Source organism: Bacillus sp. 5mfcol3.1 (assembly GCF_900114335.1).
GTDB classification, from domain to species: domain Bacteria; phylum Bacillota; class Bacilli; order Bacillales; family Bacillaceae_G; genus Bacillus_A; species Bacillus_A thuringiensis_S.
Map to the genome: position 1 here is coordinate 1,616,139 of NZ_FOST01000001.1, position 15,566 is coordinate 1,631,704.

Sequence of the window (15,566 nt, forward strand, 5' to 3'; positions counted from 1 at the left end):
ATATACGGATTATTTTTCCTTTAATTTACAAAAAATAAATTTCGAAATTGAAAAAACCTCTCAGATTCCTTTGTAATAATCTTTTTTAGTTGTGTTAATGACATAGGTATCGAAAGGTGATAAATTCGATACGAACGATGTATAAGCCCTTAAAAGGGTTTTGATGTTATTTGTAATTTTAATTCCATAATACTTAAGCCGATATAATAAAATGTTTTATGTCTAAATCGATATAAAGGAATAGTTTTTAAGTGATATTTCTTTTTTATAGAATAAGCAAAACCTGATATTGTAGTAATTATTGATTTGAGGTCAATTTACTGTGCACCTTGGTTATTGAAGTTTTTTGTTGATTAACAACTATTGTATTTGGAAATTATTAATAAGTTTATCTCGCTATTTGCCGGGCAGTAAGACCCCACCTCAAAATTCAGCGGAAGCAAAGAAGTTAGGTGGGAGTCTTACTGCCCGTAAAAGCCCGATTGGTGTGGGCTAATAATCAGTGGGGGATGAACAAAACCCCCACTGATTAAAGTTTCACTTTATGTGATGTGGTAATAAAACTATCTAGTTTGCTATTCTTAGTATTTGTAAAGTCTCTATATTTTTTCCTCTTTTGTGGAAAGTAAAACTAATGTTACGACCAGTAATATAGTGTCATTTTTTGAATATTCCATTCGTTTTTTATTTTTATTTTTAGTTGATGAAAAGACCTTTCTCTCAATTAAATGTTTAATTGAGCACTTGAATTTCCTCCACCTTGTACTTTTCAAAACATAGTGTTTCAAAAATAGCCGTATCGCTTTCATCTTTTTCCGATTTCACGACTTCTTTATTATCTTTTTCTAAAATTTGGAGCAAAATAGTTTTTCAGTTTCATATTTAAATTAGCAGTATTTATTTTTTGAATTCAATTTGTATAAATGATTGAATTGGAACTTTGACTGTTGTTTCTTGCGGTGGTACAGTATCTCCTGTTACTTTCGCTTTATTTTAAATCTTTTTCCAGCTTGGTCCTCGCATTGACTACCACTGTATTTTGTAGTACTTCACTGTTTTCTCAAGTTCAATAATTATATCTTGTAGAATTAAGAAAAGAACTTAGCTTATTTCGTTTACTTATCTACTCTGATATTTAGATGCTAACTACAATTAAATAATATATGATTTTTATAAAAAAGATATAGTAATATTTTGTTGTGAATTGTACTAATTTGATATTTTATAGTATTATTTGTCGTGAATTATATATAACAGAATATATTTTATGGATCTATAAAGGAGAATGTAATGAATACTTCTATCGATATACAACACTTATGTGATCTTGCACATAAAGCATTTAATGCCCCTGTACATATTTTATCTGCAGACAGAAAAATTTTATATCATTCTACATCTGATAATGTTTGTAGTCCTTTTTATTCTTCAAAAGAAGAACATCTTACTGATATTTATCAAGAAAACGATCCCTTTAACTTGCCACTTTTCCGAAGTAACAACTATCTTGAAAATTTTGTTCTAATTCATATAGAAAATCATGATGATATTAAAGGGACTATTATAATCGGTCCTACTATACATCCAAAAGATTCAGATGATATGATCATAAAATTTCAGAAAGAATTTAAATCAAATGATAACATTCAAGAAAGACTTGCCTATTATCAGTGTTTATCTGAGATTAAAAAAACTACATTAATTGATATGGGAATTTTATTACATTACATGATTTTCAATGAAAAGTTAGATGTAGATATTGTCTTGGAAAAAAATAAAGTACTAGAGGAAGTTCCTAATAAAATTGTGAAACCGGATTTATATATTTTAAAACGCCGACAAAACAAACCTAAAACGCACAATATGGCATTAGTAAATGATTTCTTTTCGACTATTAAAGAAGGAAATAAAAAAAAGTTAATACAGTATATGTATGCGGTTTCACAAGAAGATGTTGAACTTATGCTAATAGAGGATCCGCTCAGGAATCAAAAAAACCTTGGAATTATTGCGATTACCTTAGCCACTCGATATGCAATAGAAGGAAACCTGCCACCAGATATTGCTTTTGCTCATAGTATTTTATATATACAAACCCTGGAACAATTAGATAATGTAGAATCTGTAAAGCGATTGTCAGGGGATGCTTTACGTACCTTTGCAGATCGTGTGAAAGAATACAATGCAAAAAAGTATTCTTACGCGGTTACTACATGTATAAAACATATTAATAAAAATGTTTACGATGGAATATCTCTGAATGAACTTGCTAATCATTTAGAAATTACGCCTACTTATCTGTCTAAACTATTTAAAAAAGAAATGGGAATTACTTTAAGCGAATATATTCAAAGGGAACGAGTGGAAGAAGCAAAGAAATTATTAACACTCACTACTTATTCGTTATCAGATATCTGTGCTTGGCTTAACTTTAATGACCAAAGTTATTTTATAAGAGTTTTCAAAAAAATCACTAGTATGACTCCTAGGCAGTACCGTGAAAAATATACAGTAATATAAGCTTGTTATCTACTGTCTCCAATGTAAAGACTTAAACATGGGTGTAAGTATCCCAAAAGATGAAAATACTGAACTTATTACGCTAGAAAGAGTTTGTGATTTGTCTAGAAAAAGAACTTGTATTCAAATAGACGTATGAGATTAACCTGATATTATCTTGTTAGCGGAACAGTTTCAATTTTTATAACAATCATGTGCTGAATTTATAGGTATAGTTTTATTTTAGATAAACACTAGTCTGACGTCAGCTCAAACAAATAGCTCTTGAAGATTTAATAAACACATATGTGAGCAAAAGCTCAATGGAAATCTTTGTACCATATTGTTAATTTGAAAAAATACACTAACCGTTATTTTGCTAAAGGAAATAAAAATACAGAAGGCTGCAAAGTGTTCCAAGGAAGTTTTGCAGCTTTTTTGTGATTTAAAACCTATGTTTATAACGATGATAAGTTTATAGACTAATATCTTCATATTGGATATTTATTAATGTTTATATTAGGATATCTCGTGAAAAAAATCAATAATATAACATATATTACTAAATATATCTACATTTTATGCAATTATACATAACTAAATAAAGGTAAAAAAGTATAAAAAAACCTATTATATTATTCTATAAGTATTTTTTCTAAAATAAAATTTCTTGGTTGAGCTAAAATAGTTATTTTTAACCGTATACACATTAATTTGTAATCATTACAATTACAGAAATGAAATTTACAAATAACTATATTTATATAATTTTTTTCGGTTCATATTTTTATTTAGCAGTAAATTATCGAGCATAATCGACAAAATTTTTCTATTTACGCATTAAAAATTTAATGTTTTAATGAACAACATAACTGGTATGACCAGACAGAAAGGAGAAGGTTACGCTAATAGGAATTATAGTGAAGTTATAAGTAACATTATGTTGGGGATATTTTTCTGAATAGTCTTTTTGTTTATGAGAGGTCAAGAATCAAATTGGTAATAAACTTGTTCTAAGTTTCTGCATAACAAAAGTGAAGTTATTCCGCAATAAAAGTATAAGCAATGTACAGTATAATTTCACCTTTTGTTGTCTAGTAAGGAGTTTGCTGACAAAACTAAGAGGGATATTATCAAATTGAAATTAAACAATGTTATGACAAGATTAACTGTAAGCATTGGTTTATTGATCCTCACGATTCTGTAAGTTAAACCGCAACTTTAGGAAAGAATTAATAATTTACTACTCATAGGGTGCCTGATTCAAATATAGTTAATAAATTTTTGTTATTTATATTTTAAAAAATAGAGTATCGAAATGAGAGATAAATAAAATCCTTACATCCTATTAGAAGTAAAAAACAACGATATTAACGTATCTGAAAGATTTCTCCTTCTTCTCCAGTTTACAAAGAGAGCGGTCGTACAAGTTATATGAATTAAGTTATAAAAACAATGGTAAAGGAGTGTACGGAATGAAAACTAAAATAATGACAGGATTTTTAATAACATCCATTGTAACTGGAGCAACTATTCCTATCAATACTCTCGCAACACCAATCGTTCAAGCAGAAACTCAACAAGAAAACATGGATATTTCTTCATCATTACGAAAATTAGGTGCGCAATCTAAATTAATCCAAACGTATATTGATCAATCTTTAATGAGTCCTAATGTACAGCTAGAGGAAGTCCCAGCTTTAAATACCAATCAATTCCTAATCAAACAAGATATGAAGGAATGGTCATCGGAACTCTATCCACAGTTAATTCTATTAAATTCAAAAAGTAAAGGATTTGTAACAAAATTTAATAGTTATTACCCGACATTAAAATCGTTTGTAGACAATAAAGAAGATAGAGAAGGGTTTTCGGATAGACTTGAAGTACTTCAAGAAATGGCTATGACGAATCAAGAAAATGCGCAACGACAAATCAATGAATTAACAGATCTTAAATTACAGCTTGATAAAAAATTAAAAGATTTTGATACTAATGTGGCAACTGCGCAAGGCATACTAAGTACAGATGGAACAGGAAAAATAGATCAGTTAAAAAATGAAATATTAAATACCAAAAAAGCAATTCAAAATGATTTACAGCAAATTGCATTAATACCAGGGGCTTTAAATGAACAGGGATTTGCTATATTCAAAGAAGTTTATAGTCTTTCAAAAGAAATTATTGAACCAGCTGCTCAAGCAGGGGTGGCAGCGTATAACAAAGGAAAAGAAATTAACAACTCTATTCTAGAAGCGGAGAAAAAAGCGGCGCAAGAAGCGACAGAACAAGGTAAAACTGCTCTAGAGATTGAATCAGCAAAAAAAGCAGCTCGTGAAGCAATTGAGAAAAGCAAACAAGGTGAAATAGCAGCCGCAGCCGCAGCAAAAACACAAGAGTATGACCTGATGAAGGTCATTGATACCGAAAAGATTAAGAAAACATTTGGTGTTTTTGCTGAAGTAAATAAATTAACAGCAGAACAGCGAGCATATTTAGATGATTTAGAGAAACAAAATCAAAAAATATATGATTTAACAACGAAACTATCAATAGCTGATTTACAAAAATCAATGCTTCTTCTTACACAAAATGATTTGCATACGTTTGCAAATCAAGTAGATGTAGAACTGGATCTACTAAAGCGCTATAAAGAAGATTTAAATCTAATAAAAAATAGCATTACAAAATTATCTACTAATGTTGATACAACTAACGAGCAGTCTCAAAAAGATACATTAAGACAATTAAAAAATGTAATAAGTTACCTTGAAGAACAAGTATATAAATTTTAATATTGCGTTTTTGGGGAATTCATAAAGATTATAAGCATTTAGCGAAAGAAGGAGAATAGTCATGAAAAAATTTCCATTCAAAGTACTAACTTTAGCTACATTAGCAACTGTTATAACTGCTACTACCGGTAACACTATTCATGCATTTGCACAAGAAACGACCGCTCAAGAACAAAAAGTAGGCAATTATGCATTAGGACCCGAAGGACTGAAGAAAGCATTGGCTGAAACAGGGTCTCATATTCTAGTAATGGATTTATATGCAAAAACAATGATTAAGCAACCAAATGTAAATTTATCTAATATCGATTTAGGGTCAGAGGGGGGAGAGTTGCTCAAAAATATTCACCTTAATCAAGAGCTGTCACGAATCAATGCGAATTACTGGTTAGATACAGCGAAGCCACAGATTCAAAAAACTGCTCGTAATATTGTAAATTACGATGAACAATTTCAAAATTATTACGACACATTAGTAGAAACTGTACAAAAGAAAGATAAGGCAGGTCTAAAAGAGGGTATAAATGATTTAATTACTACAATCAATACAAATTCAAAAGAAGTTACAGATGTGATTAAGATGCTACAAGACTTCAAAGGAAAACTATATCAAAATTCTACAGATTTTAAAAATAATGTTGGTGGTCCAGATGGGAAAGGTGGATTAACTGCAATATTAGCAGGTCAACAGGCAACGATTCCACAACTTCAAGCTGAAATTGAGCAACTTCGTTCTACTCAGAAAAAACATTTTGATGATGTATTAGCATGGTCAATTGGTGGTGGATTGGGAGCAGCTATTTTAGTTATTGCAGCTATTGGAGGAGCGGTAGTTATTGTTGTAACTGGCGGTACAGCAACACCGGCTGTTGTTGGTGGACTCTCGGCTCTTGGTGCAGCTGGTATCGGTCTAGGAACTGCGGCTGGTGTCACAGCATCTAAGCATATGGACTCCTATAATGAAATTTCTAACAAAATCGGAGAATTAAGTATGAAAGCAGATCGTGCTAATCAAGCAGTTCTTTCACTTACTAACGCGAAAGAAACATTGGCATATTTATATCAGACTGTAGATCAAGCGATATTGTCTCTAACAAATATTCAAAAGCAATGGAATACAATGGGCGCAAATTATACAGATTTACTGGATAATATCGATTCTATGCAAGACCACAAATTCTCTTTAATACCAGATGATTTAAAAGCCGCTAAAGAAAGTTGGAATGATATTCATAAAGATGCAGAATTCATTTCAAAAGATATTGCTTTTAAACAGGAGTAGAACTGAAATTTAAAACCTAAATTGGAGGAAAATGAAATGATAAAAAAAATCCCTTACAAATTACTCGCTGTATCGACGCTATTAACTATTACAACTGCTAATGTAGTTTCACCAGTAACAACTTTTGCAAGTGAAATTGAACAAACGAACAATGGAGATACGGCTCTTTCTGCAAATGAAGCGAGAATGAAAGAGACCTTGCAAAAGGCTGGATTATTTGCAAAATCTATGAATGCCTATTCTTATATGTTAATTAAGAATCCTGATGTGAATTTTGAGGGAATTACCATTAATGGATATGTAGATTTACCTGGTAGAATCGTACAAGATCAAAAGAATGCAAGGGCACATGCCGTTACTTGGGATACGAAAGTAAAAAAACAGCTTTTAGATACATTGAATGGTATTGTTGAATACGATACAACATTTGATAATTATTATGAAACAATGATAGAGGCGATTAATACAGGGGATGGAGAAACTTTAAAAGAAGGGATTACAGATTTACGAGGTGAAATTCAACAAAATCAAAAGTATGCACAACAACTAATAGAAGAATTAACTAAATTAAGAGACTCTATTGGACACGATGTTAGAGCATTTGGAAGTAATAAAGAGCTCTTGCAGTCAATTTTAAAAAATCAAGGTGCAGATGTTGATGCCGATCAAAAGCGTCTAGAAGAAGTATTAGGATCAGTAAACTATTATAAACAATTAGAATCTGATGGGTTTAATGTAATGAAGGGCGCTATTTTGGGTCTACCAATAATTGGCGGTATTATAGTGGGAGTAGCAAGGGATAATTTAGGTAAGTTAGAGCCTTTATTAGCAGAATTACGTCAGACCGTGGATTATAAAGTAACCTTAAATCGTGTAGTTGGAGTTGCTTACAGTAATATTAATGAAATGCACAAGGCCCTTGATGATGCTATTAACGCTCTTACTTATATGTCCACGCAGTGGCATGATTTAGATTCTCAATATTCGGGCGTTCTAGGGCATATTGAGAATGCAGCTCAAAAAGCCGATCAAAATAAATTTAAATTCTTAAAACCTAATTTAAATGCAGCGAAAGACAGTTGGAAAACATTACGAACAGATGCTGTTACATTAAAAGAAGGAATAAAGGAATTAAAAGTGGAAACTGTTACTCCACAAAAATAGGGAAATATTAATTCTGTTGTAAAGTGAACTAAAACATAGAAAGTCTATGATTACACTGTTAAACAGAAAAGTAATAATTAATAAATCCTTATATAACAGAAAGGCGGAGTCTCATTAAAGACTTCGCCTTTCAATTATATATAAGTATGATTCGAATAAAAAATAACCTTGTAGTTTAATTGCTTTTTTTAAATTTGTAACAGAATCGGTTAATTTGAAGTAGATTATATACATTTTCTTTAATACTTAATGATTTGAAGGCTGCTAAAGAAAGTTCAAACGATATTGATAAAAGATGTAGAAATCATTTTGAAAGACATCGCTTTTTAATAAGATTAGAACTTGAAACCATGCCTTATATAGGAGGAATACGAAATGATGAAAAAAATCCCTAATAAACTACTCGCTATATCAGCGTTTTTAACTATAACAACTACTTATGCAGTCATACCACTAGAAACTTTTGCAATTGAAATTGAACAAACGAACAATGAAAATATATCTCTTTCAGCAAATGAAGAACAGATGAAAAAAGCTTTGCAAGATGCTGGTTTATTTGCAAAAGCTATGAATGAATATTCTTATTTGCTAATTAATAATCCAGATGTGAGTTTTGAAGGAATAACTATTAATGGAAATGCAGATTTACCTAGTAAAATTGTACAAGATCAAAAGAATGCAAGAGCACATGCTGTTACATGGAATACACAAGTAAAAAAACAGCTTTTTGATACATTGACAGGCATTATAGAATACGATACAAAATTTGAAAATTATTATGAAACATTAGTAGAGGCGATCAATACTGGAAATGGAGATACTTTAAAAAAAGGGATCACAGATTTACAGGGAGGAATTCAACAAAATCAAAAGTCTGCAAAAGCATTAAAAGAAGAATTAATTCAATTAAAAAATGCTATTGGAGAAGATGTTAGAACATTTGGAAGTCATAAAGAGACATTGCAATCGATTTTAAAAAACCAAGGTGCTGATGTAGAGGCTGACCAAAAGCGTCTAGAGGACCTTTTAGGACAAGTAAAATATCAGAAAGACATAGAATCTAAGGGCTTAGACATGGTGAAAATCCCCTTTATTCCAACCTTGATTGCTGGTGGCATAATGATAGGTGATGCAAGAGGTAAGTTAGGTTGGCTAGAACCTGAATTAGCAAAATTACGTCAGACTGTAGATTATAAAATAACATTGAATCGTGTAGTTGGAGTTGCATTTCATAATATTAGTGATATGCATAGTATGCTTGATAGTGCTATCACTGCTCTTACTTATATGTCTACGCAATGGGAGGATTTAGATTCTCAATATTCGGGTGTACTGGGACATATTGATAAAGCTGATCAAAAAGCTGATCAAAATAAATATAAATTCTTAACCCCCAGCTTGAATGCAGCGAAAAACAGTTGGAAAACATTAAAAACAGATGTTGTCACTTTGCAAGAAGGGATAAAAATTGCAGAGAAAAAAGAACAGGATTTTTTGAATCAGCTTCGTCCATCAAACGTTTTTTACTTTTATAAAAAAATTCATAACGCATACACTTTTGAAATAAAGACTGGAACAAATGCGCCAAATGCGTCTTATAAAGTTATGAATTTAACTAAAAACACTGTTCATAATATGTGGAGTGGAGGGGCTAATACTAACATGTGGGCTGATTGGCTTTCATTCAATCCAAATGATGAATTTGCGGTAGTAGCAGTAGTGGATGGTAAAGAATATGTTGTGTATAAAGACAAAGTACAAAATATAATGAACTGAATCTGAAAGTAACGAAGTAATTGGAGCTGGAGAATAAACTAGACACCAAGTTAATTGAAAAATCTCCTTATATCCTAGAATATTTTGCTCAAGAAAAAGAATTTGTTCAGCGAAAAAGTAAATATTGAACCAAGGAGTTAGTTGTATTATGTGTATGGTTTTACCGAAAGGTTTCAAGTACATTACTCATACAATTATGTAGTTATCCTGAAGCATCTACAGGTGTTCTTATCGACCTTGAAGAACTACTTAGCTTCCTAAGTGGAGTGACTTTATGCAAAATTAAGTGAACGTTTTTGTACATAGATTAGTTGACATTTATATAGATTTTTTTCATTTTCAAAGATAGTTTTGTTTTTTATGTTATTTTTCAAAAATTACTGTTGAAGTTTCTATATTCATGACTCAGCATATAATCATTGTTTGATGAAATGACATACCACGTCCCTTAGAATTTCATACGTATTACGATAACTTAAAGAAAAAAGATAATAGTAGTCAACGGTTACTATTATCTTTTTTGAACTATTTTTCATTAAAATATCTCATCTGCTGTGCTCCTTATTTACTTTTCCAGATTTTATCCTAGTTTAAAATTTATGCATTTGAACTGTTTATACAATTTGTAGGATTTTTAGCTTTTTTGTCGAATACACTTAATGCAAGGAGGGACATTACATGATTATTAAAGATTATTTCATCAACCTTTCTATTTTTTCTTTATTAGTTAGCGCAGCAATATTTATTCAAGTGTTTACAATTAATTCTAGTCGATATTTCGAAAAGCTCTATGGAGGGATTATTGCAGTTACGTTAATGTTCTTTTCTTTTCCATACATGGGATTTTCCTACGATCTTCGAGTTGTTCCTCTTATTCTATCTTTTATTTACTTTGGTCGTATTGCTGGTTGGATTACGTTAATTAGCATAATTGTAATGCGCATCTTTTACACTGGAGGGTATTGGGAACCTCCTGTGATTGCTTATTTAGGTATGGGGATTCTATTTTCTACTTTTAAAACTTATTTTAAAAAACTACATCCTTTTAAAAGTGCATCGTTATATTTTTCTGTTTTTATTGGAATAAAGTGGTTAGTTGGCGTATTATTTAATACTACATTACTTTACACAGGAGGCCTATTATATATAGCGTTAGGACTTTTAATTGGGCTATTTCTTATGGAAGCCTACCAGAGATTGTATCATTTAACACAGGACTTATCTAAAATGAATCGAGAATTAAAAAAATCGAAGCAAGAACTTGCAGATACCGTACATGAGCTTCAAGGAGGAATTTTTAAATTTAAAAAAGTGGGTAAGCACTTTATACACACTTTATGTGATGGACAGTTTTATTATCAAAACGGGTTTTATTCTGAACAGGTGGTAGGAAAAAGCTTACGTACTATTGATGCTTCTATTGTTCCTCCACATTTAGTTCCACAATTGATGAAGTACTATCTTCAGGCATGGGAAGGAAAAGAAATTATATTTGAATTACCTTGGCCAAATGATAAAACTATTATTCTTATTGCGCTTAGGCCGATTAAACGAAATGGACAAGTTATTGAAGTTGTTGGTTCTACAGTTGATATAACCGAAAGGAAAAAGGTAGAATCAGAATTAAGCGCTACCAAAGAATTATTGGAATCATTTATAAAGCACAATCTAGATGCTATTACCATTTCTGATCGAGAAGGGCATATTTTACAAGCGAATAAAGCTTATGAAAAGATATTTGGGTGGTCATCACAAGAAATCATAGGTAAGAGATTACCTTGTGTACCAGATTTTTTAATGGAAGAATCGCTTAGAAATATTCAGAAAATTCTAACAGGAGAATCTGTGGTTACTAGATTAGAAACTGTTAGACAAAGGAGTGATGGGAGTCTTCTTGATGTTAGTCTGACAGTTTCCCCTATACTAGATGTAAGAGGAAATGTGATAGCTTTATCAGCAATATGTAGAGACATCTCTGAAAGAAAACAAGCAGAAAGAGAACGACATCGATTACACCAGCAATTAAGAGATAGTGAAATGAAGTACCGTGCACTAATCGAACAAGCAACTGATGCGGTATATGTAGTAGAGCTGAATGAAGAGAATGCTCCAAGTCGATTTATTGAGGTAAACCCTGTTGGGTGTAGAAGGTTTGGATATAGTAGAGAAGAGTTGCTCTCATTATCATTTTCAAATATAGTACCACAAGATTCTCAAATGATCGTAAGGTTATTAGAAAAAATTAAAAAAGGACAAACTTCCTTCACTTTGCAAGATGAATATGTTTTTCCAACAGGAAAAGTAATAACAACTGAGTTTAGTGTTCGTGTTTTTAACTTAAATGGTAAAAAAGTTTTCCTAAGTATTTCTCGTGATATCACTGAACGGCTAAAAACAGAAGAATTATTACGAAAATCTGAAAAACTTGCTGTTGTAGGACAATTAGCGACTGTAATGGCTCATGAGATTAATAATCCATTAACTGCAATGAAAGGGTTCATGCAATTACTAAAATCAACGGAAAGTGAGAATAATCAGGGTTATATTAATATAGTATCATCAGAGATTGAGCGTATAGAGAGCATTACAACTGAATTTATGGCGGTAGCCAAACCACAGGTGGTAAAAATGCAACCTAATAACATTAGTGTGCTAATGGATCAAGTTTTAATGCTACTACAACCTCAAGCAATGATGCATAATATAAAATTTAGAATCGATCTTAACCCTGGTATTCCATTGATTTCATGTGAAGGAAATCAATTAAAGCAAGTATTTGTTAATATATTAAAAAATGCAATTGAATCTATGCCGATGGGAGGAGAAATTCTCATTCAATTAAATATACTTGATAATAATCAAGTAAGTATTCGTTTTATCGATCAAGGGTGTGGGATTCCAAAAGAACGTATACCATACCTCGGAGAACCTTTTTATAGTATTAAAGAAGAGGGGATTGGCTTAGGGTTAATGATCTGTTATAAAATCATTGAAACACATCAGGGAAAGGTATTTATTGAGAGTGAAGTGAATAAGGGGACTATAGTTGAAGTCACGCTACCTATTTGTACACTTCAAAATTAATATATTCTTTTTACTGAAATTTTTTAAGAAACCATACAAAATGTAATGCTAATGTTACTTAATGAAATAATAAAGAGAAGAATACTGGTAAATGTACCCTATAGAATAGACACTTGAAAAAACCTGTTATAAAAACATCCTTTCTTTAGAACCAAAAGAAAGGATGTTTTTAATATTGTAATTTTTCTTGGAGACATTTCAATTTTTTACTTGTAATACATTTTTTAACTAATTTTGGTTAAGTTAGTTAAAAAGGAATTATTTTTAATGAGCATATTGACATATAAATATCCCTCATTTTTAAAATAGAAATTTCTAAAAACTATATATAGGTTCTTTTTGAAAGGAAGGGTATTATCAATTGAAACCACATGAAAAAGTACCTGTTCACTCTATAAAATCTTTGCAGGAATTAATGCAATTACTAAAAAAATCTAAAGATTTTATAACGTTGGAAATTGCTTCTAATAATTCCTCTATAGTCATTTCATATTTTAGAACATTAATCGATGTAAATATATTTCATGAAGAGGTTTTGACTTATATAAAAGAGAAGAGCTTCGATTCGTTACAAGATATTCACTCTGTCTTACCTTTTGAGAATTCAAAAATAACAAATCAAATGGAAGATATTCAGGATAGTATTTTAAATGGCTATATACTTATTCAGTTCGATACAGATAAATTAAATTGTTTGTTAGTAAATGTGTCAAAGAAAGAAAAAAGGGATATTACAAAAGCTGAAATTGAATATAATATTGTGGGTCCGCAAATCGCATTTGTCGAAGATTTAGATGTAAATTTAAATTTAGTACGTAGAAAGCTTCCAACACCTTATTTACAAATGAAAGAATTGAAAGTAGGATCTCTCTCTAACACAACTGTTGCGATTGTATTTATTGAGGGAATTGTAAATGATCAAAATCTACAAGAAATTATAAAAAGGGTAAGTCAAATAAAAACAGACCATGTTTTGGATAGTACTTATTTGATGCAGTTAATTGCAGACAACCCGAATTCTATATTCCCTCAATTTTTGAATACAGAACGTCCGGACCGTGTGGCAGCTGTATTAGCAGAAGGGAAAATTGCACTTTTTGTAGATGGCTCGCCTTATGCCATCACTCTTCCAACAACATTAATTGATTTTTTTTCTACGACAGAAGATTACACCATGCCTTGGATTATAGCCTCTTTTTTTCGTCTATTAAGGCTTTTTGCTTTTATATTTTCTGTCTTAACGACGCCATTATATGTCTCGATCTTAACATATCATTACGAGCTTATCCCAAAAGAACTTCTTGAAACGTTAATCATATCGAGAAGTAAAGTACCTTTTCCTCCATTAATTGAAGCACTTTTTTTAGAAATAACAATTGAATTACTGAGAGAAGCGGGGGCACGTTTACCAACTAAAGTGGGTTTAACTGTCGGTATAGTAGGTGGTATTGTGATTGGACAAGCATCGGTAGAAGCAAGTCTTACAAGTAACGTACTTATTATCATTGTTGCACTTTCAGCTCTTAGTTCATTTACAGCACCAATATATCGTATTGGTAATACAATTCGAGTAATTCGTTTTCCTTTTATAATATCTGCACACCTATTGGGCTTATTAGGAATTGTTTTAACAAGCTCTTTGCTTTTAGCACGTTTATTACGTACAGAATCATTAAGACGTCCTTATTTGTTTCCTTTTTATCCTACACGCCCTACAGATTGGAAAGACAGTATTATACGTATGCCGATCTCAGCGATGTTTCGACGTCCTATTTTTTCAAGGTCTAAACAGCGTTTTCGCTTTAATCCAGAAGAGGTAGAGAAAAATAAAATACTATCAAGAAATGATTTTGATGATTGAATTTAACAGGGAGGAGCATTATGAAACAGATCCCAATTGAGTATCAAGTCTCTCCATATATGGTATTTTTTTTAATTATTACTATACAGATGGGAGTTGGTATGCTTGGTTTTGAAAGGATTAGTGCAAAATTAGTTGGAAATGATGCGTGGATTAGCACGCTACTTTTTGGAATATCTGTTAATCTTATGATTTGGATCATATATCAGATTTTAAATCAGGGCAATGGAGACATCATTGCAATCAATCAAAACGTACTTGGAAAATGGATTGGTGGATTGCTCAACTTCATTTTTTTATCCTATATTGTATTGTTAGGTGCAACAACACTACATACTTATATCGAAGTAGTACATGTTTGGATGTTTCCTTCAATTTCATCTTGGGTTATAGCGGGGGCGTTTTTGGGTCTATGTTATTACATTGTGACTGGAGGATTTCGTGTAGTTGCCGGAATCGGCTTCTTTGGAATCGTTATCCCAAGCATTCTAATCTTCACATTTTTTTATCCTTTGCAGTATGCAGATTTCCAGAATTTATTTCCAATTGCACAGCATTCATTCCTAGAAATTATGAAAGGAATGAAAGGAAATATGTTTAGTTTTTTTGGATTTGAAATGTTATTGTTGTACTATCCATTTATTAAAAAGGCAAGAACGTCTCAAAAATATGCGCACTATGCAAATTTAGTAACGACTATTGTCTACACATACCTTATGATTTTAACTCTTGCGTTTTTTAGTGAAAAGCAACTTGCGAACGCGATATGGGCATATTTAAGCATGATTAAAATTATACAATTTCCCTTTATAGAGCGGTTTGAATACATTATTGTTTCTGTTTGGGCTTTTTTTATATTACCGAATGTTTCCTTTACATTATGGGGAGTAAGTCGTGGTATAAAAGAGGCACTGGGAATAAAGCAAAAATATGTTTTGCCAGTTATCATCCTATTCATCTTTATTTTGTCATTTTTCTTGAATAACCGTAATAAAATTAACTTATTAAATACTTGGACAGGTCAAATTGGCTTTGTATATATATATGTATACCTACCTGTACTATGGCTAATTCAAACGGCCAAAATAAAGTTAAGGAGATAAAT

Annotated in this window: 9 protein-coding genes and 1 pseudogene; 9 read left to right on the top strand and 1 reads right to left on the bottom strand. The window is 31.3% G+C overall.

Going from position 1 to position 15,566, the window contains the following annotated elements; translation table 11 throughout:
- Positions 1–732 precede the first annotated feature (732 nt).
- Positions 733–861: a peptidase gene (locus tag BM089_RS08305; RefSeq protein ID WP_071714849.1), complete on the bottom strand. Its 129-nt coding sequence runs from the start codon at positions 859–861 to the stop codon at positions 733–735.
- Between the two features lie 429 nt (positions 862–1,290).
- Here BM089_RS08305 and BM089_RS08315 point away from each other — a divergent pair, with 429 nt between their 5' ends.
- The 9 genes and pseudogenes from BM089_RS08315 to BM089_RS08350 all read left to right on the top strand — a co-directional run bounded on the left by BM089_RS08315 (position 1,291) and on the right by BM089_RS08350 (position 15,564).
- Positions 1,291–2,520 (top strand): helix-turn-helix domain-containing protein, encoded by a 1,230-nt coding sequence (locus tag BM089_RS08315; RefSeq protein WP_001097913.1) that lies wholly within the window; start codon positions 1,291–1,293, stop codon positions 2,518–2,520.
- A 1,454-nt stretch (positions 2,521–3,974) separates the two neighbouring features.
- A complete protein-coding gene (gene hblC / locus BM089_RS08320) occupies positions 3,975–5,294 on the top strand; it encodes a hemolytic enterotoxin HBL lytic component L2 (protein WP_000850229.1) in 1,320 nt (439 codons plus the stop codon).
- Between the two features lie 61 nt (positions 5,295–5,355).
- Complete coding sequence (gene hblD, locus BM089_RS08325) at positions 5,356–6,576, top strand: hemolytic enterotoxin HBL lytic component L1 (RefSeq protein WP_000714435.1); 1,221 nt, start codon at positions 5,356–5,358, stop codon at positions 6,574–6,576.
- A gap of 36 nt (positions 6,577–6,612) precedes the next feature.
- Complete coding sequence (gene hblB / locus BM089_RS08330; RefSeq protein ID WP_000591969.1) at positions 6,613–7,740, top strand: hemolysin BL binding component B; 1,128 nt, start codon at positions 6,613–6,615, stop codon at positions 7,738–7,740.
- A 375-nt stretch (positions 7,741–8,115) separates the two neighbouring features.
- Positions 8,116–9,516, top strand: coding sequence for a hemolysin BL regulatory component HblB (gene hblA, locus BM089_RS08335; protein WP_000976148.1), 1,401 nt, complete (start codon positions 8,116–8,118; stop codon positions 9,514–9,516).
- Positions 9,517–9,536: 20 nt separating this feature from the next.
- A pseudogene (locus tag BM089_RS31455) lies at positions 9,537–9,749 on the top strand (hypothetical protein); the annotation flags it as partial.
- A 445-nt stretch (positions 9,750–10,194) separates the two neighbouring features.
- Entirely contained in the window at positions 10,195–12,600 is a 2,406-nt protein-coding gene (locus BM089_RS08340) for a PAS domain S-box protein (RefSeq protein WP_000584292.1), read from the top strand.
- A 361-nt stretch (positions 12,601–12,961) separates the two neighbouring features.
- Positions 12,962–14,461, top strand: coding sequence for a spore germination protein (locus BM089_RS08345; RefSeq protein WP_000802303.1), 1,500 nt, complete (start codon positions 12,962–12,964; stop codon positions 14,459–14,461).
- A 20-nt stretch (positions 14,462–14,481) separates the two neighbouring features.
- Positions 14,482–15,564, top strand: a complete 1,083-nt coding sequence (locus BM089_RS08350) for a GerAB/ArcD/ProY family transporter (protein ID WP_000809705.1) — start codon at positions 14,482–14,484, stop codon at positions 15,562–15,564.
- Positions 15,565–15,566 lie beyond the last annotated feature (2 nt).

Coding starts and splice junctions, on each gene's coding strand:
- hblB (WP_000591969.1), top strand. CDS start 6,613: ATGATAAAAAAAATCCCTTACAAATTACTCGCTGTATCGACGCTATTA.
- hblC (WP_000850229.1), top strand. CDS start 3,975: ATGAAAACTAAAATAATGACAGGATTTTTAATAACATCCATTGTAACT.
- BM089_RS08340 (WP_000584292.1), top strand. CDS start 10,195: ATGATTATTAAAGATTATTTCATCAACCTTTCTATTTTTTCTTTATTA.
- BM089_RS08315 (WP_001097913.1), top strand. CDS start 1,291: ATGAATACTTCTATCGATATACAACACTTATGTGATCTTGCACATAAA.
- hblD (WP_000714435.1), top strand. CDS start 5,356: ATGAAAAAATTTCCATTCAAAGTACTAACTTTAGCTACATTAGCAACT.
- BM089_RS08350 (WP_000809705.1), top strand. CDS start 14,482: ATGAAACAGATCCCAATTGAGTATCAAGTCTCTCCATATATGGTATTT.
- hblA (WP_000976148.1), top strand. CDS start 8,116: ATGATGAAAAAAATCCCTAATAAACTACTCGCTATATCAGCGTTTTTA.